This window comes from Streptomyces sp. Q6, from assembly GCF_036967205.1.
Taxonomy (GTDB): Bacteria; Actinomycetota; Actinomycetes; order Streptomycetales; family Streptomycetaceae; genus Streptomyces; species Streptomyces citrinus.
Map to the genome: position 1 here is coordinate 7851927 of NZ_CP146022.1, position 23608 is coordinate 7875534.

General features: G+C 73.4%; 23 protein-coding genes and 2 pseudogenes. 10 read left to right on the plus strand and 15 right to left on the minus strand.

All coding sequences use genetic code 11. From position 1 onward, the window contains the following. Positions 1-13 precede the first annotated feature (13 nt). From egtD to egtA, 4 genes and pseudogenes are all read right to left on the minus strand, one after another. Positions 14-976, minus strand: a complete 963-nt coding sequence (gene egtD / locus V2W30_RS35990; RefSeq protein WP_338702792.1) for an L-histidine N(alpha)-methyltransferase — start codon at positions 974-976, stop codon at positions 14-16. Beyond that, positions 973-1727: pseudogene (gene egtC, locus V2W30_RS35995) on the minus strand (ergothioneine biosynthesis protein EgtC). The gene egtD and the pseudogene egtC overlap by 4 nt, the downstream one beginning before the upstream one ends. Beyond that, positions 1727-3100: an ergothioneine biosynthesis protein EgtB gene (egtB, locus tag V2W30_RS36000; protein ID WP_338702793.1), complete on the minus strand. Its 1374-nt coding sequence runs from the start codon at positions 3098-3100 to the stop codon at positions 1727-1729. The pseudogene egtC and the gene egtB overlap by 1 nt, the downstream one beginning before the upstream one ends. After that, complete coding sequence (egtA, locus tag V2W30_RS36005) at positions 3097-4383, minus strand: ergothioneine biosynthesis glutamate--cysteine ligase EgtA (RefSeq protein WP_338702794.1); 1287 nt, start codon at positions 4381-4383, stop codon at positions 3097-3099. The genes egtB and egtA overlap by 4 nt, the downstream gene beginning before the upstream one ends. A gap of 204 nt (positions 4384-4587) precedes the next feature. Here egtA and V2W30_RS36010 point away from each other — a divergent pair, with 204 nt between their 5' ends. Continuing rightward, positions 4588-5421: a TIGR02452 family protein gene (locus V2W30_RS36010; protein ID WP_338702795.1), complete on the plus strand. Its 834-nt coding sequence runs from the start codon at positions 4588-4590 to the stop codon at positions 5419-5421. Here the strand turns inward: V2W30_RS36010 and V2W30_RS36015 are convergent. Next, positions 5406-5861, minus strand: a complete 456-nt coding sequence (locus tag V2W30_RS36015) for a type II toxin-antitoxin system PemK/MazF family toxin (protein ID WP_338702796.1) — start codon at positions 5859-5861, stop codon at positions 5406-5408. The genes V2W30_RS36010 and V2W30_RS36015 overlap by 16 nt on opposite strands. Positions 5862-5932: 71 nt before the next feature. On the opposite strand from V2W30_RS36015, the gene V2W30_RS36020 reads away from it, so the two are divergent. Beyond that, positions 5933-6973: a glycosyl hydrolase family 18 protein gene (locus V2W30_RS36020; protein WP_338702797.1), complete on the plus strand. Its 1041-nt coding sequence runs from the start codon at positions 5933-5935 to the stop codon at positions 6971-6973. Here V2W30_RS36020 and V2W30_RS36025 read toward each other — a convergent pair. Further along, positions 6970-8381: pseudogene (locus V2W30_RS36025) on the minus strand (amidase). The gene V2W30_RS36020 and the pseudogene V2W30_RS36025 overlap by 4 nt on opposite strands. Positions 8382-8490: 109 nt before the next feature. On the opposite strand from V2W30_RS36025, the gene V2W30_RS36030 reads away from it, so the two are divergent. After that, positions 8491-9540, plus strand: a complete 1050-nt coding sequence (locus tag V2W30_RS36030; protein WP_338702798.1) for a LacI family DNA-binding transcriptional regulator — start codon at positions 8491-8493, stop codon at positions 9538-9540. Between the two features lie 67 nt (positions 9541-9607). On the opposite strand, the gene trxA is transcribed toward V2W30_RS36030, so the two are convergent. Continuing rightward, positions 9608-10006, minus strand: coding sequence for a thioredoxin (gene trxA / locus V2W30_RS36035; RefSeq protein ID WP_338702799.1), 399 nt, complete (start codon positions 10004-10006; stop codon positions 9608-9610). 149 nt (positions 10007-10155) lie between these two features. Here trxA and V2W30_RS36040 point away from each other — a divergent pair, with 149 nt between their 5' ends. Next, complete coding sequence (locus V2W30_RS36040) at positions 10156-11580, plus strand: NAD(P)/FAD-dependent oxidoreductase (protein ID WP_338702800.1); 1425 nt, start codon at positions 10156-10158, stop codon at positions 11578-11580. 29 nt (positions 11581-11609) lie between these two features. Continuing rightward, complete coding sequence (locus V2W30_RS36045) at positions 11610-12065, plus strand: SRPBCC family protein (RefSeq protein WP_338702801.1); 456 nt, start codon at positions 11610-11612, stop codon at positions 12063-12065. Between the two features lie 26 nt (positions 12066-12091). Here the strand turns inward: V2W30_RS36045 and V2W30_RS36050 are convergent, their stop codons facing one another. The 5 genes from V2W30_RS36050 to V2W30_RS36070 all read right to left on the minus strand — a co-directional run bounded on the left by V2W30_RS36050 (position 12092) and on the right by V2W30_RS36070 (position 16295). Then, the gene (locus tag V2W30_RS36050; protein ID WP_338702802.1) at positions 12092-12856 is read right to left on the minus strand and encodes a class I SAM-dependent methyltransferase; all 765 of its coding nucleotides are present in this window, start codon (positions 12854-12856) and stop codon (positions 12092-12094) included. A gap of 501 nt (positions 12857-13357) precedes the next feature. After that, complete coding sequence (locus V2W30_RS36055; RefSeq protein WP_338702803.1) at positions 13358-14035, minus strand: AIM24 family protein; 678 nt, start codon at positions 14033-14035, stop codon at positions 13358-13360. Between the two features lie 58 nt (positions 14036-14093). After that, complete coding sequence (locus tag V2W30_RS36060) at positions 14094-14441, minus strand: VOC family protein (RefSeq protein ID WP_338702804.1); 348 nt, start codon at positions 14439-14441, stop codon at positions 14094-14096. A 210-nt stretch (positions 14442-14651) separates the two neighbouring features. Next, entirely contained in the window at positions 14652-15827 is a 1176-nt protein-coding gene (locus V2W30_RS36065) for a methyltransferase (protein ID WP_338703892.1), read from the minus strand. Positions 15828-15947: 120 nt separating this feature from the next. Continuing rightward, a complete protein-coding gene (locus V2W30_RS36070; RefSeq protein ID WP_338702805.1) occupies positions 15948-16295 on the minus strand; it encodes a tetratricopeptide repeat protein in 348 nt (115 codons plus the stop codon). Between the two features lie 155 nt (positions 16296-16450). On the opposite strand from V2W30_RS36070, the gene V2W30_RS36075 reads away from it, so the two are divergent. The 5 genes from V2W30_RS36075 to V2W30_RS36095 all read left to right on the plus strand — a co-directional run bounded on the left by V2W30_RS36075 (position 16451) and on the right by V2W30_RS36095 (position 20934). Further along, the gene (locus tag V2W30_RS36075) at positions 16451-17260 is read left to right on the plus strand and encodes an N-formylglutamate amidohydrolase (protein WP_338702806.1); all 810 of its coding nucleotides are present in this window, start codon (positions 16451-16453) and stop codon (positions 17258-17260) included. Next, positions 17253-17768, plus strand: a complete 516-nt coding sequence (locus tag V2W30_RS36080) for a flavoprotein (protein WP_338702807.1) — start codon at positions 17253-17255, stop codon at positions 17766-17768. The genes V2W30_RS36075 and V2W30_RS36080 overlap by 8 nt, the downstream gene beginning before the upstream one ends. Positions 17769-17858: 90 nt before the next feature. After that, positions 17859-19049, plus strand: a complete 1191-nt coding sequence (locus V2W30_RS36085) for a hypothetical protein (protein WP_338702808.1) — start codon at positions 17859-17861, stop codon at positions 19047-19049. Then, a complete protein-coding gene (locus V2W30_RS36090) occupies positions 19040-20134 on the plus strand; it encodes a hypothetical protein (RefSeq protein ID WP_338702809.1) in 1095 nt (364 codons plus the stop codon). The genes V2W30_RS36085 and V2W30_RS36090 overlap by 10 nt, the downstream gene beginning before the upstream one ends. Before the next feature lie 5 nt (positions 20135-20139). Beyond that, on the plus strand, positions 20140-20934 hold the full coding sequence (locus tag V2W30_RS36095) for an SGNH/GDSL hydrolase family protein (protein WP_338702810.1): 795 nt from the start codon (positions 20140-20142) through the stop codon (positions 20932-20934). Here the strand turns inward: V2W30_RS36095 and V2W30_RS36100 are convergent. The 3 genes from V2W30_RS36100 to V2W30_RS36110 all read right to left on the minus strand — a co-directional run bounded on the left by V2W30_RS36100 (position 20915) and on the right by V2W30_RS36110 (position 23608). Next, positions 20915-22078: an alpha-hydroxy-acid oxidizing protein gene (locus V2W30_RS36100; RefSeq protein WP_338702811.1), complete on the minus strand. Its 1164-nt coding sequence runs from the start codon at positions 22076-22078 to the stop codon at positions 20915-20917. The two genes, V2W30_RS36095 and V2W30_RS36100, sit on opposite strands and share 20 nt — an antisense overlap. Positions 22079-22175: 97 nt before the next feature. Next, positions 22176-23066 (minus strand): alpha/beta hydrolase, encoded by an 891-nt coding sequence (locus V2W30_RS36105; RefSeq protein ID WP_338702812.1) that lies wholly within the window; start codon positions 23064-23066, stop codon positions 22176-22178. Beyond that, complete coding sequence (locus V2W30_RS36110; RefSeq protein ID WP_338702813.1) at positions 23051-23608, minus strand: quercetin 2,3-dioxygenase; 558 nt, start codon at positions 23606-23608, stop codon at positions 23051-23053. Before V2W30_RS36110 ends, V2W30_RS36105 begins: the two co-directional genes overlap by 16 nt.

Here is a 23608-nt window from a genome sequence, read left to right on the forward strand (position 1 = left end):
TCCCTCAGGCCCTTCAGGCCGCCGTACTGAGCGAGAGCGCGAACCTCCCCGCCTCGTCCGTCCACCAGTGCGCCAGGTCGAGCCCCGCCAGGGCGAGTTCGTCGCGCACGCCGTCGCGGCGGAACTTCGCCGACACCTCCGTGCGCAGCTCCTCGCCCGCCGTGAAGTCGACCGCCAGGTCGAGGGCCGGGATCTTCACCGTCTGCGCGGCGGACGAGCGCAGCCGCATCTCGATCCACTCCTGCGACGCGTTCCACCGGGCCACGTGGTCGAACGCGTCGAGGTCGAAGTCGGCGCCGAGTTCACGGTTGACGACGGACAGGACGTTCTTGTCGAAGGCCGCCGTGACACCGGCCGCGTCGTCGTAGGCCGCGACCAGCGTCGCCTCGTCCTTCACCAGATCGGTGCCGAGCAGGAAGAAGTCGCCGGGCGAGAGCAGGGCCCGTACGGACGCCAGGAACGCCGCGCGTTCGACGGGCAGCAGGTTGCCGATCGTGCCGCCGAGGAACGCCACCAGGCGCGGCCCCGGCGTCGCGGGCAGCGCGAGGGCGGCCGTGAAGTCGGCGACGAGGGCGTGGACGGCGAGCGTGGGACGCTCGGCGAGCAGCGTCCGCGCCGCCCCGCGCAGCGCGCTCTCGCTCACGTCCACAGGGACGTACGTCGTCAACGCGGCGAAGGCGTCGAGGAGATGGCGGGTCTTGTCGGAGGAGCCCGAACCCAGCTCGACCAGGGTCCGCGCCCCCGTCGCCGCCGCGATCTCGGGGGCCCGCGCGATGAGGATCTCGCGCTCGGCCCGGGTGGGGTAGTACTCGGGCAGCGTGGTGATCTCGTCGAACAGTTCGCTGCCGCGCGCGTCGTAGAACCACTTCGGCGGCAGGGTCTTGGGTGAACGGGTCAGGCCGTGCAGGACATCGGCGCGCAGCGCGGCGTCCGTGGCGTCCTCGGGCAGCGTGCGGGTCAGATCGAAGGTGCTCACGCGGACGGCTCCTTGAGCGGGGTCAGCAGGACGTCGGTGCGGCTCGCCGCGAGCAGCGTGCGGTCGGGCACCTCGGTCCAGTGCGGATCGTCGTCGTACGGTTCGGAGGCGACGACGGTGCGGCGGCCGGGTTCGGCGAGGTACCAGAGGGTGTCGCCCCAGGCGGTCGCGGCGATCGTCTCGCCGTTGGTCAGCAGGAAGTTGAGGCGCGCGTCGGGCGCCGCCGCCGCGACGTCGAGAACGGTGTCGGCCAGCGCCTGCCCCTCCTCGTCGCCCGCGCGCAGCCGGTGCAGGACCAGCGCCCACAGGAACGCGGCGTCGCAGCGGGCCTCCATCGACAGCAGATCGGTGGCCGGGAGCGTCGTCGTCAGGGACGCCAGGGAGCGCGGCCAGCCGGGCACCGCCCCGTTGTGGCTGAACAGCCACGGCCCGGACGCGTAGGGGCGGCGGCCGCCTCCCCGTCGGCCCCGGCGAGCGTCGCGTCGCGCACGGCGGCCAGGACCGCGCCCGAGCGGACCACCCGGGCCAGGTCCGCGTACGTCTGGTCGCCCCAGATGGGCACGGCCCGGCGGTAGCGGGCCGGTACCGGGTCGCCGTCCGCGTACCACCCCACGCCGAAACCATCGGCGTTGACCGTCCCGTGCCGCTGTCGGCGCGGCGCCCAGGACTGCCGGAACAGGCTGTGCGGCGCGGCGTCCACGACCTCGCCGAGCGGCAACTCCGGCCCCAGATAGGCCAGATGGCGGCACATCAGGACACCTCCTGGGGATGGGCGTCGCGCGCCGTGCGGAAACCGGCGAAGATCTGCCGCCGGATCGGGTAGTCCCAGTTGCGGAACGTGCCCCGGCACGCCACCTGGTCCACCGCGAACGAACCGCCCCGCAGCACCTTGTGGTCGGGACCGAAGAACACCTCCGAGTACTCGCGGTACGGGTACGCCACGAACCCCGGGTAGGGCAGGAAGTCGCTCGACGTCCACTCCCACACATCGCCGATCAACTGCCGTACACCGAGAGGTGATTCACCGAGCGGGTAGCTGCCGGCCGGTGCCGGGCGCAGATGGCGCTGACCCAGGTTGGCCCGGTCGGGCGTGGGGTCGGCGTCGCCCCACGGGTAGCGCATGGACCGGCCCGTCGCCGGGTCGAAGCGGGCCGCCTTCTCCCACTCCTCCTCGGTCGGCAGCCTGCGCCCGGCCCAGCGGGCGTAGGCGTCGGCCTCGTACCAGCTGACGTGCAGGACCGGCTCCTCGGGCGGCACGACCTCGGTCACGCCGAACCGCCTGCGCAGCCAGCGGCCCGCGTCGCGCCGCCAGAACATCGGCGCCCGCAGGTCGTGCTCGCGGACCATCGCCCAGCCCTCGGGCGCCCACCAGCGCTCGTCCTGGTAGCCGCCGTCGGCGAGGAACTCCATGTACGCGGCGTTCGTCACCGGTGTCGTGTCGATGTGGAACGGCGGGACGAGCCGGGCGTGCGCGGGGCGTTCGTTGTCGAGCGCCCACGGCTCGGCGGTCGTCCCCATCGTGAACGGGCCGCCGGGGACGAGGACTTCGGCCGGTCCGCGGAACGGCGACTCCGGCGGCTCGGGGTCCGCAGCGGTGAGCGCCGCACCGCCCTTGCGGAGCTGATGGGTGATCAGCATCGTCTCGTCGTGCTGCTGTTCGTGCTGGGCGATCATGCCGAACGCGAACCCCGAACGGGTCAGCCGGTCGGCGCCGTCCGGCGCGAACGACGCCGCGTCCAGGATGTCCAGGGCCCGGCCGCGGACCTCGGCCGCGTAGCCGCGCGCGTCCCGCGGCGCGAGCAGCGGCAGCGTCGGACGCTCCGAGCGCGGGTGCTCGAAGGCGTCGTACAGCGGGTCGATCTCGGGCCGCATCGCCTCCCGGCCCGCGACCGCCCGCAGCAGCCACTGCTCCTCCTGGTTGCCGATGTGCGCCAGATCCCACACCAGCGGCGACATCAACGGAGAGTGCTGCGCGGTGAGGTCGGGCTCCTCCACACAGCTCGTGAGCAGGGTCGTGCGGCGCCGCGCGGCCTCCAGGGCGTCCGCCGCGCGCCGCCGGAGCGCCTCCGGCTCCACGGTGACGTGCTCCGCGTGGCGGGCAGCGTTGTTCTCCTCGGTCGTCATGAGCGGACGGTCCTCCCCTGAGAGGTCGGATGCAGCAGATCGAGCGCGTCGTCGGCGGGGCAGCGGCCGCGCACCACGTAGCGGTGCGTGAAGTCCGCGACCGCCCGCCGTACGCCCTCGTCCACGCCGAACCGGGGCAGCGCGTCGAGCGCCGCCGTGAAACAGGCCGTCGCCGCCTCCCGCAGCTCCGGGTCGGCGAGCCCGATCCGGGCCGCGTCCCGCCACAGCGGGTTGTGCGGCGCGGGCAGCGGCCCCGCCCGTTCCGCGAGCGGCTTGACGGCCCGGTACGCGGTCTCGGCGGCATGCGGATCGTCGAACAGCGCGGTGGTCACGGCGAGCGGCACCAGCCACCCGTCGTCGCCCGACTGCGCGTCGATCATGCGGAGTTCGAGGTGACCGCGCGGCCGCACCGGCGGGAACAGCGTCGTGAGGTGGTAGTCGAGATCCGAACGGGTCGGCGGGCGCGGCGCGCCGCCTCGGATCCACTCGCGGAAGGACAGGCCGTCGGGCACCTGCCACGGCCCCTCGTCGCTGCGCACGCACATCACCGGCGCGTCGAGCACGTGCCGCGCCCAGGCGGCACGGGGCTCGGCGCGGAGCGGCGGCGCACCCGAACGCCCGGAGTCGATCCGCTCCCACAGCAACTGCCGCGTGGAGCGCCAGCCCGTGGAACGACCGGACAGCATCGGGGAGTTGGCGAACGCGGCGACCAGGACGGCGCCGAGCAGATGGGCGAGCAGCCAGCGCCGCCCGTGCCCGAGCGGGCCCGGCTCCTCGTAGCCCGCGTCCAGACAGACCTGCACCGACGCGGAGGAGCACATCATGGAGCGGCCGGCCGGACCGGCGCGGTCCAGCGACGCTTCCAGGGCGTCGTAGCGGGGTTGTCTGAGCACCCGCCTCGGCGGACGCCACGGATCGGTGCCGTGGCCCGAGAGGACGAGACCGTGGTCGCGGAGTGCGGTGCGGACGGCGGTCAGATCGGCCCGCATGGCCGAGACGCATTCCGTCAGCGTGGCGGCCGGGAGCGAACTCAGCTCCAGCTGTCCGCCGGGTTCCACGGTGAGCGCCGAGCGCAGGGGCAGGGCGCGCAGTGCGACGTACGCCGCGTCGAGCCGTTCCGGAGCTAACGGGAGCCGCGGGCGATGCGGCTCGTGGACGATCCACTCCAGTTCGACCCCGACGGTGCCGGGCGGCCCCGTCTTGAAGCAGATGCCCCGTACGAGGGCTTCCACCTCCGGCTCGGTGACCAGCTCACCGAGGTTCGTACAGTCTCCCTCGCTCATGCCGGAGACCTCCTGATCCTTGTGCCTTCCATGGTCCCTGGCGGAGACCATGCCGTCGATTCGACCCGGGTCCGGGCCGCTTCCGGGCAATGCCGCGTACCACCCAAGACGGTCACGGCCGATCGCACAAGAGGGCGAAATTCTGTTGCCCGAGCGGTCACCGGGCGCACACGATGGGTTCATGAGCACGACGGGGGAGCGGGCGTGAGCGCCCGACTGCGCGAGATCGCGCAGAGCACGCGGCGGATCGTGGAGGCGGGCGGGTACCCGACCGGGGACGGCCGCACGGTGGTCCTGGCCGACGCCGTGGCGCGGGCCCGTGCGGGCACGCGGATGTACGGCCCGGACCCGGTGGAGACACCGCCCGCGCCGATCGGAGCGGCGGGATCGGTCGAGGTCACGGGGGAGAGCAGCCTGGAGGCGGCGCGCCGTCTGACGGGCGAGCGGCCCGACCCGGTCGCCGTCCTGAACTTCGCCTCGGCGCGCAACCCGGGAGGCGGATTCCTGAACGGGGCACAGGCCCAGGAGGAGGCCGTCTGCCGGTCCTCCGCGCTGTACGCCTGCCTGATCGAGGCCCCGGAGTTCTACGCCCACCACCGCGCCGACCGGGACGTCTTCTACACCGACCGGGTCATCCACGCGCCGGGCGTGCCCGTGTTCCGCGACGACCGCGGCGCGCTCCTCGACACCCCGTACGAGGTCGGCTTCCTGACCTCACCCGCGCCGAACGCCGGGGTGATCGCCCAGCGCACGCCGGAGCGCGTCCCCGAGATCCCCGGGGTGCTCGCGTCCCGCGCCGAGCGCGTCCTGGAGGTCGCGGCCGCGCACGGATACCGGCGGCTCGTGCTCGGCGCCTGGGGCTGCGGCGTGTTCCGCAACGACCCCGCCCAGGTCGCCGAGGCGTTCCGGGCGCTGCTCGCGGGCCGCTTCAGCGGCTACTTCGACCACGTCGTCTTCGCCGTCCTCGACCGCACGAAGGACGCGGCGACACGGCAGGCCTTCGTCCGGGTCCTCGGCGCCGGTCAGCTCCAGCCGTAGCGCTCCCGCAGCCGCAGCACCACCGTGTTGAACCGGCCGCGGTCCAGGGCGCACGCCTCGCGCCGCATCCCGCGCTCATGCACCCGAAGGACCCGGTCCAGGTCCACCCACGAGTCGCGTCCTTCCCTGTCCCAGGGGCCCGAGCCGAGCGCCACCCACTCGCGGTCGCGGTCGTGCCGCTTGCTCGACAACTGCACGGCGAGCAGTGTGCCGGCCGCCTCGCGGGCGACGACGAGCACCGGCCGGTCCTTGCCGCGCCCGTCGTTCTCCTCGAACGGCACCCACGTCCAGACGATCTCGCCCGGGTCGGGGTCGCCGTCGTGCGCCGGCGCGTACTCGGTACGGACCCTCCCCACCTGGCGCGGCTCGGCCTCCACCGTGGCGGTGTCGCCGCCGCGGCCCGGGTGGTCGTACACATGGTCATCCGCAAAGGCAGTCACGCGGGTCACGTTAGAGCCTGGACGGCCCAATCCGCGCGGCGGGGCCGCCGGACGACCCGCAGGCTCGGCACATGGCACGACGAATACACCCGATCGCCCTGTCCGCCCTGGCCGTTCTGCTCGCCCTCACCACCGCGGCGCCCGCCCGCTCGGAACCGCCGCCCCCGCGCACCGTCTCGGCCTGGCTCCCGTACTGGGACCAGGAGGCCGCCTACCGCAACGCGCTGGAGCACGCCGCGCAGATCCGCACCATCAGCCCCTTCTGGTACGAGACGAAGTCCGCGACCCGCGTCGACGGGCACCCCGGAGCGGGCGAGCGCCGCATCATCGACGGTCTGCACGCGAAGGGCATCGAGGTCGTCCCGACCGTCATGGAACAGATGAAGCCGGGCGCCCTGGCCGCCGTCCTGACCAGCCCGGCCCGTCGGGCCGAGCACATCGACGCCCTGCTCGCCGTCGTCCGCAGCCGCGCCTACGACGGCATCGACCTCGACTACGAGACCATCGCGCCGACCCCGGAAGCGGAGTACCGGACGGTGCGCGACGGATACACCGCGTTCGTCACCGGGCTCTGCGACCGCCTGCACGCCCTGGACAAGAAGTGCTTCGTCACCGTCACCCCGCAAACCCGTACCACGGGCCGCATTTGGGACTACGCGAAGCTGGGCGCCGCGGCGGACCGGATGCGCATCATGGCGTACAACCTCCACCACGCCGAAGGTGAGCCCGGTCCCGTGTCCACGCCGCAGTGGTACGACGTGATCCTGGCCCACGCCACCGCCGAAGTCCCGCGCGCCAAGCTGGAGATGGGGATCCCCGCCTATGGCTGGGACTGGGCGGTCGGCAGCACGTCCCGCGCGAAACACGTCACATGGAAGGACGCCGAGGCGCTGCGCCGCAAGGTGAAGGCGCCCTACGCCCTCGACCCCGACTCCCGCACCCCGCACTTCACGTACAAGGACGGCCAGACGCTCCACACCGTCTGGTACCAGGACGCGCGCGGCACCGCGGCCCACCTGCCCGCGCTGCGCACGTACAAGGTGCCCTACACCGTCCTGTGGGCACTGAACTTCGAACAACCGGAACTCTGGCAGACCCTCGCCCGGGGCTAGAACGCCTCCGGCCACCGCTCGAACCACCGCTGGTCCGCCTCCAGTTGGGCCGCGAGCGAGATCAGGAGCGGCTCGCTGTGGGCGGGCCCGAGGAGTTGCGCGCCGACCGGCAGACCGTCGCCGACCCGCCCCGCCGGCACGTTCACCCCCGGCCAGCCGAGCACGTTCCACGGCCAGGCGTACGGGCACGCGGCGATCATCGCGCGGTCCGTGCGCCAGCCGCTGAGCCGCGCCAGATCGCCGACGCGCGGCGGGGAGCGGCCGTCGTCGGCGCGAGCACCACGTCGAAACGGTCGAAGAGCGCCCCGACCCGGTGGTGGAGCGCCGCCTCCGCCCGCTTGGCGACCCGCAGCGGCGCCCCGCCGAGGAGCCGACCCATCCGGGCGGCCTCACGGGTGCGCGGGTCGAGCCGGGCCGGATCGGGCACCCGGTCCACCCACTCGGCTATCCCGGCGGTCGCGCGCGGCACGAACGCGAGGCCGATCTGCCCGTACCGCGGATCCGCCTCCTCCACCTCGTGGCCGAGTGCGGCCAGCCGCTCCGCGAGCGCCACCACCCGCGACCTGACGGCCGGTTCGAGCCGTTTCGGCGTGGCCGTGAACGGCATCCGCAGCGACAGCGCGATCCGCAGCCGCCCCGGCTCCCGCCGCGCCGCCTCGCCGGCGCGCACCGGCGCGGGCCGGTGCGGATCGTCCGGGTGGCTGCCGCTCGCCGCGTCGAGGAGCAGCGCGGCGTCCGCGACGGTGCGGGCCAGCGTCCCGTTCACCGTGATGCCGTGGAACGCCTCCGCCCACGGCCACGTCGAGATCCGGCCCCGCTGCGGCTTGATGCCCACCAGATGCGTCCACGCCGCGGGGATGCGCACGCTGCCCGCGCCGTCGGAGCCGAGCGCCGCCGGGACCAGGCCCGCGGCGACGGCCGCGGCGGAACCACCGGACGAGCCGCCCGGGGTGTGCGCGGGCGCCCATGGATTGCGGGTGTCACCGAAGGCGGGCCCCTCGGTGAACGGCCACTGCCCCAGCTCGCACGTGTTCGTCTTGCCGACGACGATCGCGCCCGCCGCACGCAGCCGCCGCACCGCCTCCGCGTCCTCGGTCCGGGGCGGGAACTCTCCGGCGCAGCCGAACGCCGTCGGCTCCCCGGCCACGTCCATGTCGTCCTTCACCGCCACCGGCACGCCGAGCAGCGGCAGCCGCCCGCCCGCCGCGAGCGCCCGGTCCGCCGCGTCGGCCTCGGCGAGCGCCGCCTCGGCACGGACCCGCCGGAACGCGTTCAGGACCGGCTGCGTCCTTTCGATCCCGGCCAACGTCCGCTCGACCAGCGCGCGCGACGACACCGTGCCGTCCGCCAGCGCCCGTGCCGCGTCGGCCAGGCCGAGCGGCGTCCCGGTGACCCCTGACTTCCTCATGGACAGCCCCCCATTCCCCTCAGGTGAACGCACGTTAGCCCCACGGCGCCCCCCCGGAGCACGCCCGGGAGCCTTCTGCCGTACCCCGTCTGGAAAGATGCCGTACGTCATGGTGCAGATACCGAAGCAGCAGCCCGCCCAGCAGCCGTCCGCCCCCAAGGCGCCCGCGAAGCAGTCCGCCCGGGGCGCCGTGCCGACCAGCGCGGATGTCGCACGCCTGGCCGGTGTCTCGCGTGCCACGGTCAGCTACGTCCTGAACAACACCAGTGCCGTCCGCATCAGCGAACCCACCCGCCGCCGCGTCCACGAGGCCGCCAAGGAACTCGGCTACGTCCCGCACGCCGCCGCCCGCAGCCTGCGCGCCGGACACACCCGCATCGTCCTGATGCCCACCCCCGAGGTCCCCGCAGGACCCCTGTACAGCGGGTTCCTCAACGAATTGCAGTGGGCGCTGAGCCGCCTCGACTACACCGTGGTGCAGTACGGGAGCGTCGGGGTCGGCGGTGACGACGCGGCCCGCGCCTGGGCCGAGCTGCGTCCCGTCGCCGTGCTCGCGCCGGTCGGCATGGGCCCCGACGGCATCGCCGTGCTCAAGCGGTCCGGCGCCAAGGCCGTCATCACGCTGGGCCCCGCCCCCGTCGAGGACGCGCACGCGCTGCTCATGGACCACCGCGAGGTCGGCCGGGTCGCGGCCGAGCACCTCCTCGCGCGCGGCCACCGCCGCATCGGCGTCGTCATGCCCCGCGAGGAGGGCCTCGACGCGTTCGCCGAGCCCCGTCTCGCGGGTGTACGCGCAACGGGCGCGGACGCGGTGCCGCTGCCGCTCGCCTACGAGGAGGAGGACGCGGCCCAAGTCGCCTCACGGATCAGCGAGTTGGGGCTCGGGGCCGTCTTCGCGTACAACGACGAGTACGCGATGCTCCTGATGCGCGCCGTGCAGGACGCGGGCTGCGCCGTGCCCGGCGACGTCGCCGTGATCGGCGCCGACGACCTGATGCTGGGGCGGCTGCTGCGGCCCCGCCTCAGTACGGTCCGTATCGATCTGCCGTCCGGCCGTGAGCTGGCCGAACTCGTCGACCGGCTGGTCCGCGACCCGGCGGCCGAGCCGGAGGTCCGCGACGTGATGGGGGCGACCCTCGTCCGGCGCGAGTCCACCTGATCCGGCCGGTCCCGATACGCGACGAGGCGGCCGCCGCGGCGACCGCCTCCCTGTTCGTACACCGACGTCAGCCCTGCTCGGGCTGACCGCCCTGGCCCTGCTCCTGCTGCTGCGCGATCGACTTGCGCACCTCGTCCATGTCGAGCTTGCGCGCCTGCCCGATCACGTCGTCCAGCGCCTCCTGCGGCAGCGCGCCGGGCTGCGCGAAGACGGCCACCTGGTCGCGGACGATCATCAGCGTCGGGATGGACTGGATGCCGAACGCGGCGGCCAGCTCGGGCTGCGCCTCCGTGTCGACCTTGCCGAAGACCAGGTCCGGATTGGCGTCGGCGGCCTTCTCGTAGACCGGAGCGAACTGCCGGCAGGGGCCGCACCAGGACGCCCAGAAGTCGATCAGCACGAACTCGTTCTCCGTGACGAGCTGATCGAAGTTCTCCTTGGTCAGCTCCACAGTGGTGCTGCTCATGGTGTTTCCCTCTTCCTGCTTCCTGGGGTTCGGGGCGAAGCCGTGGGGCGTTGCCGCTGTGCACAACCGTCCGCATGGCGGACGTATTCCGCGCACGTACCCAAGAGCTCGGCACGCACACCTTCGATCACACTGGGACACTGGGACGCATGACGGAAGCCATCGCGTACGACGTTGTAGTGCTGGGAGCGGGACCGGTCGGCGAGAACGTCGCGGACCGGGCACGGGCGGGCGGCCTGAGCGCCGCGATCGTGGAGAGCGAACTCGTCGGCGGCGAGTGCTCGTACTGGGCCTGTATGCCCAGCAAGGCGCTGCTGCGCCCGGTGATCGCCCGCGCCGACGCCCGCCGGGTGCCCGGCCTGCGCCAATCCGTGCAGGGCGATCTTGACGCCGCCGCCGTGCTCGCCCACCGCGACGACTACACCTCCCACTGGAAGGACGACGGCCAGGTCGGCTGGATCGAGTCCATCGGCGTCGACCTGTACCGCGGCCACGGCCGCCTCGACGGCCCCCGCACGGTGACCGTCACGGCCGAGGACGGCACGCGCACCACGCTCACCGCGCGGCACGCCGTCGCCGTCTGCACGGGCACGCGCGCCGCCCTGCCCGACCTGCCGGGTCTGGCGGAGGTGAAGCCCTGGACCAGCCGCGAGGCCACCAGCGCGGACCATGTGCCCGGCCGCCTGATCGTGGTCGGCGGCGGCGTGGTCGCCACCGAGATGGCCACGGCCTGGCAGGCGCTCGGCTCCCGGGTCACCGTCCTCGTACGCGGCGGGGGCCTGCTGGAGCGCATGGAACCGTTCGCCGGTGAGCTGGTCGCGGACGCGCTGCGCGAGGCGGGCGCCGAGATCCGTACGGGCGTCTCCGTGCGGGCCGTCGTCCGCGAGGGCGGCACCGTCACCGCGACCCTCGACGACGGCACGACGCTCGACGCCGACGAGATCCTCTTCGCGACGGGCCGCGCCCCGCGCACCGACGACATCGGACTGGAGACGGTGGGCCTGGAGCCGGGTTCCTGGCTGTCCGTCGACGACTCGCTGCGGGTCCAGGGCAGCCAGTGGCTCTACGCCGTCGGCGACGCCAACCACCGGGCGCTCCTCACCCACCAGGGCAAGTACCAGGCGCGGATCGCGGGCGCCGCGATCACCGCGCGCGCCTCCGGCGTCCCGCTCCTGGAGACCGACCGCTGGGGCGCGCACGCCGCGACCGCCGACCACGACGCCGTCCCGCAGGTCGTCTTCACCGATCCCGAGGCGGCGAGCGCGGGCCTGACCCTCGCCGAGGCCGAAGCCGCGGGCCGCCGGGTCCGCGCCGTCGACTACGACCTCGCGAACGTGGCCGGATCCGGCCTCTACGCCGACGGCTACACCGGCCGCGCCCGCATGATCGTCGACCTCGACCGGGAGGTTCTGCTCGGCGTCACGTTCGTCGGCCCGGGTGTCGGCGAGCTCATCCACTCGGCGACGATCGCGATCGCCGGCGAGGTCCCGATCGACCGGCTCTGGCACGCGGTCCCGGCGTATCCGACGGTCAGCGAGGTGTGGCTCCGGTTGCTGGAGACGTACCGGGGCTGAACGCTGGTCCTGAGAAGGAGCGTGATCCCGTGGCCCGCAACCGCCGTCTGATCCTGAGCCCGCCGTCCGAGGTCTGGCGCCTGCTGTCCGACGGGCACCGGTACGGGGAGTGGGTCACGGGGAACCAGGAAGTGCTCGCCGAGGACCCCCACTGGCCCGAGGTGGGCTCCACCATCACGTTCCGGGTCGGCATCGGCCCGCTGACCCTCGACGACAAGAGCGTCGTGCGGATCTGCGAGCCGGGCCGTCGGCTGGAGCTGGAGGCGAAGGCGGACCCGTTCGGGGCCGCCCGCGTCGCCATGCGGCTCGTCCCGTGGGGCGAGCACACCCTCTTCGTCCTCGACTGGCACCCGCTGCGCGGCCCCGGCACCCGTATGCACGGGCTGCCGGTGGACTACCTGGTCAAGGTCCGCAACGGGATGATGCTGACGAAGCTGGCCCGGATCGCGGTCAGCGAACGACAGCGCGTCACTCCCTCTTCCTGAACGCCTGAGTCCGTCTCCCCGGCGCCTCAGTCCCTCTTCCTGAAGACGAGTACCTCCGTCGAGGCGACACCCATGGGGGCCAGGAACCCGGCCTCCAGGTCGCAGTCGAGCGTCGCGAAGAGGTCCACGCACATCCGGCGGGGCACGGCGGCCGGATAGGAGTCGTGCCCGTCACCGCCGCGGGTCGCCCAGGCGCGCACCGCGGCCGGGTCCAGACAGCTCTCCGTCATCACGTCGAAGACGATCCGGCCCCCGGGGCGTGTCACGCGTGCCATCTCGAAGAAGTAGCGGGACGTCCCGAGGAACGTCAGCGTGTTGAAGACCTTGTGGGCCTGTACGAGGTCGACGCTCGCGTCGGGCGTCGGGGCGAGACTCCATCCGGCGACGGGCCGGGCGACCACCCCGAAGGTCTCCACCAGGTAGTCGGCCCAGGGAGCGGCCGTCTCATAGATCTCGTACCGGCTCGGCGAGCACTCCTTCAGGGTCTGCTCCAGATAGCGCCCGGAGCCGGGGCCGATCTCCAGGACGGTGCGCGGGTCGGCGGCGAAGACGCCGAGCGCGCCCAGTTCTTCGATGGTCGACCGGGTGGCGCCCGGCGTGCCGTTCATGACCTCGTCGATGTAGTCGCCGACCGACAGTCCTGCCGCCCGCGCGGCCCGCATGGTCGCCTCGAACGGGATGAAGTCGTCGACCCCGCCCCGCGGGCGGGTGCTGCGGACGATGTCGAATCCGGTGCGTGCCAGGAGCCGTTTGGCCCCGGACTTCATGACGGACGTCGCTTTCCCTGGCATGTGGAATCCCCCCTGGCACGGTGCTCGCGCAGAACCCGCGCCCGGCATAGACGTGAGGCATCGGTCGGCGTGATGCGTGAACGGGCGGGCGGCCGCGTCGGACGGACGGGCCCGGCCCGTGATCGGCTCCGACTCAGACGGTGAGTGGTGGTCGGGCCGGGGTCGCGGCTGTGCGAACGACCGTGCTGAAGCGGTCGGTTCGGGCTGCCCGCCCTGGGCGGGGGCCTGGTCTCCTGGACCGTATGTCGCCGGCGGTCAGTACCGGCGAGGCGTCGGCGGAGCTCAACCGGCGCCGAAGCGGCAGCTGTCGGACAGCGTCGGCCGACGCCGGGCGGCACTCAGTGCCGCGGCGGTCCGGACCGGACGCAGGCGTCGTTCCCCCCATGGCCCCATCATGATGGGGTGTGCGGCGTCTTGTCTCACTATCGCCAAATAGAGGCAGGGCGCTCCGTTTGTCCAGCGCCGCTCACGCGGCGCCGGAACTTCACGACGTGACGGGTCTCAGTGCTGTTGCGGCTTCTGCGGGGTCGCCTCACTGGGCCGTACGACGACGAACCCCTCGCCCTCCAGCATCAACTGCACGGCCTCGCCCGAACCGCCCCGGATCATCGAGCCGAGCGACTGTGAACGGTGCAGCGACGTACGGAGGTTGGCGGTCCAGCCGACGATCGCGTCGGTGTCCACGTACACCGGTTGCTGCGGCGACACGGGCAGCACCAGCGGATTGCCCTCGCAGACCAGACCCAGCTTGCCGTGCCCGGTGAACACGGAGTTGAACAGACCGCCGCCGCTGATGCCGGCGCCCTTCACGGTCTTGATGTCGTACGAGAGTGTCGCGTCGAAGCACAGGACGTTGCGGCCGTTGACCGTGAACACGTCGCCGGGCTCGATGTCGACGACGAACACGTTCTGCGCCTCCTGCGCGAACCATGCCTCGCCCTGCCCGCGCACCTTCATCAGCGCGAGCCCCTCCCCGGTGACGGCACGCTTCAGCATGCCGCCGACCCCCTGCCCCTTCCGCTCGAACTGCAGATTCCCCCGGTAGGCGATCATCGCCCCCTGCCGCGCCAGCATCTCGCCGTCGATCACGTACCGGATCGACTTGGCGTTCTGCACGGACATGCCCGGCGCCACGGCGGCCTGGACCATGAACTCACTCGCGAAAAGATCACCCTTCATCCGGGCATCGTCGCCCGGAGCCATTCGTTCCGACAAGGTCCCGGCCCCGCCCGCGCACTCAGGGGGCGGGCGCGACCTCGCCGCCGATCCCCGTCTCGTTGCCGTCGGCGTCGTGGAAGACCCACTTGCAGACGTTGTCGTGCCGCTCCACGTCCACGGGCCGCAGTCCGCGCTCCGCGATCCGCTCCACCTCGGACGCCGGATCGTCCAGCCAGATCATGCCCACGCCGCCCCCGGCGCGCGCCGCGTCCACGATGACGTACACGTACAGGTCCTCGGCCAGCCGCCACACGGCTTCGACGTCGTTGGGAAAGAACGCCGGCTCCTTGCCGAGCAGCCGGGTGTACCACTCCACGGCGCTCTTGTAGTCACGGACAGGGATCCCCGCGAAGACACCCACCGCCATGTCCCGCACTCCTCCCACGCGGGGCCGATCGAATCCGACCCATCACAAGGCCAGACCGGCGGAGCCGCCGGAACTCATCGCACCCCACACCGAGGCCGTCCTGCGAACGGGCATCGGCCGCCCGGGGCGTGATGTCGACGTCCGTCGTGTTTCGCCGTCCCGCGCGGGCTCGCGGTGTGGGCCGGTGCCGCGTTCACGGCGGCCGCCGCGTCACCGGCGCCGTGTGCCCGGCCCCTCTGACGGTTCCCGCTTCACGGCCTCCAGGACCACGAACTTCGGGTCGCTCGCGACCAGTTCACTGTTGCCGAACAGGCGCCGCAGCTTCAGGTGGTAGCCCAGGTGCCGGTTGCCGACCACCCACAGTTCGCCACCGGGCCGCAGCGCCTCGCGCGCCTGCGTGAACATGCGGAAGGCCGTCGCGTCCGTCGTCGTCTGATGGGTGTGGAACGGCGGATTGTTGAGCACCAGGTCCACGCTGTCCGGCGCGACCCCCGCGAGCCCGTCCCCGACGCGGAAGACCGCCTTGCCCGGCCGGTCGCCGAGGTTCTCCGCGTAGGTGGCCTCCGCCGACGCGACCGCCTGGAACGACTCGTCCGTGAACAGGACCTCCGCGTCCGGGTCGGTCAGCGCCGCGCTCGCCCCGACCACGCCGTTGCCGCAGCCCAGGTCGACGATGCGCGTGGCGCCGGTGCCGTGCGGCAGATGCCGCAGGAAGAAGCGGGTGCCGATGTCGAGGCGCTCCGCGCAGAAGACCCCCGCGTGATTGACGACGGTACGGCCCGCCAGCGCGCCGATGTCGTCCGGGAGCTCGTAGCGGTGCGGCCACGGGTTCGGGCCGGGCGTCAGCCGCGGGTCCGGCGTCGTGAAGATCAGCCGCGCCTTCTTCTCCGCGAGCGAGGTCCGGGTCGGACCGATGATCCGCTCGAAGAGGTTCAGCGTCGAGGTGTGGATCTCCTTCACCATGCCGGTGCCGATGACCACGGTGTCCTTGTGGACGGCGGGCCGCAGCCGGTGCAGCGCGTCCTCCAGGAGGGCCAGGCTCTTCGGGACCCGTACGAGAAGGACGTCGACGCGCTCGGGCGGGGTGTCCTGGGTGGTGAGGAGCCGGGCGCCCGTGCGCTCGTTCCGCTCCAGGTTCGCGGACGTCGCCCGCTGCCCGAGGTGCGAGTCGGAGATCAGCGTCGGAGCGCACGCGTCGCTCCCCGTGAGCGCCGTGCCCAGCGCGCCCCACCGGTCGCCGACGACCGCGACCGCGCCGGTCAGCTCGATCCCGGACTCCGCGAGGTGCTTGAGGAGATAGGCGTCCGCGGCGTCCCACGCGCGCAGCTGATCGCGGGGATCCTCCGGATAGCGGGTGAGGCCGACCTCCCCCCAGGGGGTGGTCAGACGGGGGGCCGGTGCGGGCTGCTCGGTGCGGTTCATCGTTCCGCAAGGCTAACCGAGCCGCTGCTCACAAGGGTGCGGCCGGGCTCGCGCACCGGCCGCACCCTGGATGGTCGGGGTTGTTCAGCTCTCCGGGAAGTCACCGGCGAACGCCGCCGCCATCCGCAGATGCGGCGCCGCCTCGGCACCCCTGCCCTGCCGCTCCAGCGTCCGCCCGAGCATCAGCCGGGCGTAGTGCTCGACCGGGTCGCGCTCGACGATGGCGAGCAACTCGGCCTCGGCGCGGCGCAGTTGAGCCGAGTGGTAGTAGGAGCGGGCGAGCAGCAGCCGCGGACCGACCTGCTCCGGGACCTCCTCGACGAGACCGTCGAGGATCCGCGCGGCGGTCGCGTACTCCTTCGCGTCGAAGAACATCTGCGCGCGCTCCCAGCGCTCCGCGGCCGTCCCGTGCGTGTAGTACTTCTGCTCCATCGGTGGTGCCTCCTTCACGGCGGTCAACCGGGGAGGCCCATGGCATATTCCCCCGACACCGGGAGCGGCCGTCGGCGCCCCGGCGGGCCGAGCGCCGGTCCACGGACCGACACCACGGGTTCCACCCCGTGGGACGGCCGGGGGAGAGTAGGGGCATGGACACGACGCCCAGCGCCCCACCCGGTCACCGGCTCCTGCCCGGCGGGCCGGACTCACCCGTACTGCTCCACGTGCCGCACGGCGCACGCACGATCCCGCCGACCGTCCGCCGCGGCATCGTCGTCGACGACGCCGCGCTGGAGCGGGAACTGGACCTCATCACCGACGCCCGCACCCAGGACATCGCCGAACAGGCCGCCCGGGCCGCGTCCGTCACACCGTGGCGTTTCGTCAACGAACTGTCGCGGCTCGTCGTCGACCCCGAGCGGTTCCCCGACGAGCGGGAGGAGATGCGGGCCGTCGGCATGGGTGCCGTGTACACGCGGACCACGCGGCGCGCCCCGCTGCGCGCCGAACCGCCCGCCGACGAGGCGCACCTCATCGCCGCGTACTTCGACCCGTACGCCGAGGCCATGACACGGGCCGTCGAGGACCGCATCGCCGCGACGGGCCGTGCCGTGATCATCGACGTGCACTCGTACCCCAGCCGCGCGCTCCCGTACGAACTCCACGGCGAGGACCCCCGCCCGCCGGTCTGCCTCGGCACCGACCCCTTCCACACGCCCGACGCCCTGCTCACCGCGGCCCGCGAGGCGTTCGCGCCGCTCGGCGAGAGCGGCCTGAACACGCCGTTCGCCGGCACCTATGTGCCGCTGCGCCACTACGGCGAGGACGCCCGGGTCAGCGCCCTCATGCTGGAACTGCGCCGCGACGTCTACCTCGACGAACCGGTCACCCCCCACGACGGCCTCGCGAAGACCGCGGCCGCCCTCGCCGACCTGATCGACGCGGTGACCCATGGCTGAGCCCGCCGCACCGAAGCCCTTCCTCTACGTCGTCGTGTGCGCGGCCGGGATCGCCGACGGCGTCGGCAAGCTCGTCGCCGACGCGCAGGACCACGGCTGGGAGGTCGGGGTGATCGCGACGCCGACCGCCGCGCAGGGCGGCTTCTTCGACCTGGCCGCCGTGCAGACGCAGACCGGCCGCGTCGTGCGCTCGGCGTGGCGCACTCCTGCCGACCCGCGCCCGTTCCCGCCCGCCGACGCGATCGTCGTCGCGCCCGCCACGTTCAACACGCTCAACAAATGGGCCGGCGGGATCGCCGACACCCTCGCCGTGGCGACGCTCTGCGAGGCGTACGGGGCGGGCGTCCCCGTCGTCGTACTGCCGCGCGTGAACGAGGAGTTGGCCCGCCACCCCGCCTACCGGGACAGTCTGCGACGGCTGCGCGGGATGGGCGTGCGCTTCGCCGAGGGGGAGTTCCGCTGGGAGGCCGCGACGGACCTGCTCGCTCAGGGTCCGACAGACGGCTGATAGGTTCCGCAGCCGTACGACACGGGGAACGGGGATCGCGGCGGCGGGCCACGGGGGAACGGGGGAGGGGACGTGCCACAACGACGTCGTGTGCCGCGAAGACGCGCGGTCGTGCTCGGGGGTCTGGCCATGGCGCTCATCGCGGCAGTGGCCACCGTCATCGCGTCGAGCGGCGACGAGGGCGGCCATCTCGCCGCGAACCGGGCCCAGTTGAAGCGCGCGTGCGCGGGCATGCTGCCGTACGAGGAACTGCGCGGGCGCATACCCGACGCGGTCGCCGGACGCGTCGACCAGTACGGCACCGAGCTCGAACCGGACGAGCGGAGCCGCTCGGCGGCCCACTGCTCCGTCACGTGGCCGGGTCACGGATCGGTGCGGGTGACGGCCGTGCCGGTCCTGTCGTACCTCTCCGTCCCGGTCGAGGTGGAGGATCTCGCGCCGGGCGCGTACGGGCCCGAGCGCGAGGCGCCGGGACTCACCGGCGGCACACGGAAGCAGGGCGGCGCCTGGATCCTCGCCGAGTGCCCGAACGGCCTGCGCGGCCAGGTCCGGACGACCGGGCTCCTCCAGGTCGACGCCGTCGTCGACCTGCCGCACGCGGGAGCGGCCGCCGACTTCCGGACCGCCGTGCACCTCGCGAACGAGATCACCGCACGGCAGAAGTGCGGCGGTGCCCCGCTGAAGGAGCCCGCCGAGGTCGTGGACCCGTACGAGGCCCACGTCACCGAGGACTACAAGGTCACCTCCGTCGACGAGCCGGGGCGCGATCAGCCGAAGTGCCGCGGCCTCGGCGCGCGGACCGGCTTCCCCGGCCGGTGGACGGCGGGCGGCGACCTCCAGGACTCGCGCCTGCTGAGCGTGTGCACCGCCTACTCCGACACCGAGGCCCCCGAGGAGTGGGACGTCACCGCGATCACCGCCGCGAGCTGGGCGGGCCCGGTCGGCGACGCCGCGTACGACCAGTACCGCAGTTCGGGCGACACCCCCGACTTCCAGGACGGCCGGCGCGCCAGGACCATCCCGCAGGAGGGCGGTGACGCCGTCCTCGATCTGTGGGCCCGCTCGCGGTGCGCGGCGGGACCCACCTACCACCGCGTCACGGCGGGTTTCGAGGTCGACGGCCACGGCTTCGACATCGAGGTGAGCAAGGCCCGGCGGGCCGCGCTCTCCGCCTCCGTACGGAAGGTGCTCGACGCCTACCTCGACGACCCCGCCGCCTGGCCCCGGCTGCGGCACTGCCACGACACGACGGTGATCGGGGAGGTGGAGGAATGGCAGTGACCAGGACGGTGCGCGTCGCGATCGGCGCGCCCCTGGCCGTCGTCGTGCTCGTCGCCGGATTCCTGCTGTTCCACGGCGACTTCCAGCGGTGGCGGGACGACGCCGCGCTCGACGAGGCCTGCGGCGGACTCCTCGACCGGGACGCCGTGCGCGACGTCCTCGGGTCGGGCGCGGTCGAGGTCGACGAGCGGGGCGGCGGCGTGGCCCACTGCCGGGTGGCCGTCCACGGCAGCGCCGAGATCCTCGTCGAGGACACCACGCGGGCGGGCGGCTCGGAGACCGGCGGCTACTTCGGCCACGCGACGAGCTCCGTCCTGCCGGTGCCCGTCGGTCACGGTTGGTCCGGACTGTTCTGGACCGGTGCCCGCGATGCGCGACCCGGAGACGGACCTGCCGCGAGCGTCGAGGCGGGGGTCGCCCTCGTCCTGCCCTGCACCGGCGGGAGAAGCCTGTCGGTCACCGTCACCAGCACCCTCGACGGCACGCTCGACGACCCGGCGAACCGCCCCGCGTACGCCCGCATCGCCACCACCACGGCCGCCGAGGCCGCTCGGGCACGCGGCTGCGAAGCCGAACTCGGCGACCCCATCAGGTCGTTGGACCTTCCGGTGCTCGCGGACGACGAGTACGAGCCGCTGCGTACCGCCTCCGGAACGTGCGCCGGGGTCCCCGGCACCCGCACGCTGACCCGCGCGACCGAGACCGCCAGGAACGGCGCACCGTACGAGGTGTGCAGGCTCACCGGCACCGGCACCGAAAGCACCGTCCTGACCGCCGACTACGGGGCGTACGCCCAGCGCCGGTACGCCGAGTACGAGCGGTCGTACGACGACGAGGTTCCGGCGGCCGACCGGCCCGCGCATCTGCGCACCTCCGAGCGCGGCTCGACCTGGACGACCGCCGAGTGCCCCGACGGAACAGCCCTGTTCGAGCTGTCCTCGTTGGACGAACGCACCGCGAAGAAGCGGTCGCCGACCTCTGTGGAGCTGAGCGCGGAACGCGCCGCGCTCACCGCCTTCGCCGCCCGCTCGGCGAAGGCCCACGCCTGTGAACCCCCGCACGCACTCCCGGCCCCGAAGCGGTGAACGCCATGACGGACAGCGGCAGGTATCTGCGGTACGTCGCCCTCGGCGACAGCCAGACCGAGGGGGTCGGTGACGGCGACGACGCGACCGGGCTGCGCGGCTTCGCCGACCGGCTCGCCGAGCGTCTCGCGGTGGTGGACCCGGACGTGCGCTACGCCAATGTGGCCGTGCGCGGCCGTCTCGCCGCCGGGGTGCACGCCGAGCAGCTCGGCCCCGCGCTCGCCCTGGAACCCGACCTGGTCACCGTCGTCGCGGGTGTCAACGACCTGATGCGGCCGTCCTTCGACGCCGCCGCCGTCGCGGGGCACCTGGAGGCGATGTACGCCCGACTCGGTACGGCGGGCGCCACCGTCGTGGGCGTGACGTTCCCGGACGTCGGCCGGCTCGTCCCCCTCGCCCGGCCGCTCGCGCGGCGCGTCGTCGACCTCAACTCCAGGATCCGCGCGGCCGCCCACCGGCACGGCGTCGTCCTCGTCGACACCGCCGACCACCCGGTCGTCACCGATCCGCGGCTGTGGTGCGCCGACCGGCTGCACGCCAGTCCGCTCGGCCACGACCGCATCGCCGCCGCGCTCGCGGACGCGCTCGGGCTGCCCGGGAGCGACGACAGCTGGACGCGCCCGCTGCCGCCGCCCGACACACCGGTGCCGCAGGGGCTGCGGAGGGTCGCGGCCGAGGCGCGCTGGGTCGGCACGTTCCTGGGGCCGTGGCTCGTGCGTCGGCTGCGAGGCCGCTCGTCCGGCGACGGCCGCACCGCCAAATGGCCGGAGCTGACCCCGGTCAGGCCCGGGGGAGCGTGACCAGGGACTCGGGCGTCAGATCCGCGAGCGTCGGATAGCCGTCCACGGCCATCGTCAGATCCGCCTCGGCGAGCAGCGAGCGCAGTACGTGGACGAGGCCGTCCTCACCGCCGACCGCGAGCCCGTACGCGTACGGGCGTCCGACGCCGACCGCCGTCGCGCCGAGGGCGAGGGCCTTGACGACGTCCGCTCCCGAGCGGATCCCGGAGTCGAAGAGGACGGGCAGGCCGTCCGCCGCCTCGACGACACCCGGCAGCGCGTCGAGCGCGGGGAGCCCGCCGTTGGCCTGGCGGCCGCCGTGGTTCGAGCAGTAGACGCCGTCCACGCCGCCGTCCCGCGCCCGGCGCACGTCCTCCGGGTGGCACAGGCCCTTCAGGATCAGCGGCAGATCGGTCAGCGAACGCAGCCACGGCAGGTCGTCCCAGGTGAGCGGGTTGCCGAAGACACCGGCCCAGGTGCGTACGACGTCGTCGGGTGCGGTGGAGGCGGCCAGGTCGCGGAAGCGCGGGTCCGACGTGTAGTTGGCCAGGCAATGGCCGCGCAGCTGCGGGAAGTTGGCGGTCGACAGATCCCGCGGACGCCAGCCGGTGACCCAGGTGTCGAGCGTGACGACGATGCCCTTGAAGCCCGCCGCCTCCGCCCGCTTCACCAGGCTCTCGGCGAGGTCCCGGTCGGTCGGTGTGTACAGCTGGAAGAAGCCGGGGGTGTCCCCGAACGCGGCCGCCACGTCCTCCATCGGGTCGACCGACAGCGTCGACGCCACCATCGGCACCCCGGTGCGGGCGGCGGCCCGCGCCGTCGCCAGGTCCCCGTGCCCGTCGAGCGCGCACAGGCCGATCACGCCGACCGGTGCCATGAACAGGGGAGAGTCGAGGCGCAGCCCGAACAGGTCGACCGAGAGGTCCCGCTGGGCGGCGCCGACCATCATGCGGGGCATCAGCCCGTACCGCTCGAACGCCCGCACATTGGCCCGCTGCGTGTGCTCGTCGCCGGCGCCGCCCGCGACGTACGACCAGACGGACGGGGGCAGCGCCGCCCGTGCTCGCTCCTCCAGTGCGGCGAACTCCATCGGCTGCATGGGGACGACCCCGCGCAGCCCGTCGAGGTAGATCTCAAACTGGTAGTCGCCGAACCGCGGGCTCATCGCACTCCCTCGCACTGGACCTCGAAGTTGACGCCGGATCCGGTTTCAGGGCGGCGCGCCACCCAATGTGCCAGCTCAGCGCCGCCCCGCAAAGGGGTCAGCCGACCCGGCGCACGAATCCCAGGGACGCGTCGAAGATCTCCCGCACCTGGGTACCGTCCGCTCCGTGCCAGCCGTGGTCGGCCCCCGGCACCGTCCGCAGCTCCACCGGCGCGCCCGCCGCGCGCAGTGCCGCCGCCAGATCGCGGCCGTGCGTGTGCGCCACCATCGTGTCGGCCTCGCCGTGCACGACGAAGAACGGCGGCGCGTCCGCGTGCGCCTGCCGCGACGGGCTCGCGGCGACGGCGCGTTCGGGCACGTCCGCGGGCGCGGCGCCCAGCAGCAGGGCCTCCGGCGTCGCCGGGTCGGCCGGGTCGAACGGCGGTCGCGGCGTCGTCAGATCGGCGGGCCCGTACCAGACGACGGCCCCCGCGAGCCGTGGCCCGCCCCGTGCCAGCGCGAGCAGCGACGCCAGGTGCCCGCCCGCCGACTCGCCCCACACGACGACGCGTTCGGGATCGACGCCGACCTCGGCCGCCCGCAGGGTCAGCCAGCGCAGCGCGGCCCGCAGATCGTCCAGCTGCGCGGGGAAGAGTGCCTCGCCGCTCAGCCGGTAGTCGACGCAGGCCACCGCGATCCCCGCCGCGGCGAGCCGCTCGAACGGCCCCGGCTCCCACGCCCGGGTATGCGGCCCCATGTCGTCGCGTCGGCCGCGCCGCCACGCCCCGCCGTGCACGAACAGCACCAGCGGGCGGGCGGCGCCGGGCGCGTCCGCGGGCAGCCACAGGTCGAGCTCCAGCGGCCGGACACCCGCCGGCTCCGCGTACGGGACACCGCGCAGCGTCCGCACCCCGCAGGGGCGCGCGGTCGCGGGCGGCAGCGGCGCCACATCCGGATGCGGGGCCGGGATCAGCTCCCGCAGCCCGCCCGGCGTCACGACGTCCGCCACTGGTGGTCGGGCAGGAACCGCACGTCGTACTCGCGCGGCACCACACCGAACTTGCGCGGCTCGGGCACGAACGGCTCGACCGGCAGGCCGAGCCCCTCCGCCGGAGTGCCGAGCGTCTCGAAGAACCGCTCGAAGGTCCCGCCGGGCCCGGCGGCGACGCCGACGACCTGGCTGTGATGGCGCTCCATGCGGTAGGCGTGCGGGCAGTTCTTCGGTACGAACCCGAAGTCGCCGGGCGTCAGCACCCGCTCGATCTGCTCGCCCTCCAGGTCCTCCACGAACAGCCGCACGGCGCCCTGCGTCACGTAGAACACCTCGTACGTCTCCGCGTGCACATGGGCCGGGATGATGTCGCCCTTCGGGCCCTCCACGGTGAAGAAGTTGAAGGCGTTCTCGGTCTGCTCGCCGCCCGCGTAGACGGTGATCAGGTCTCCGAAGAGGTGCGCCCGGTCGCCCTCACCCTTCTCGATGACGTACGGCTTGTCGGGTTCGGCCGGAATCCGGGAGGCGGCGCGCCACCGGGTCGCGTACTCCATGGTCAT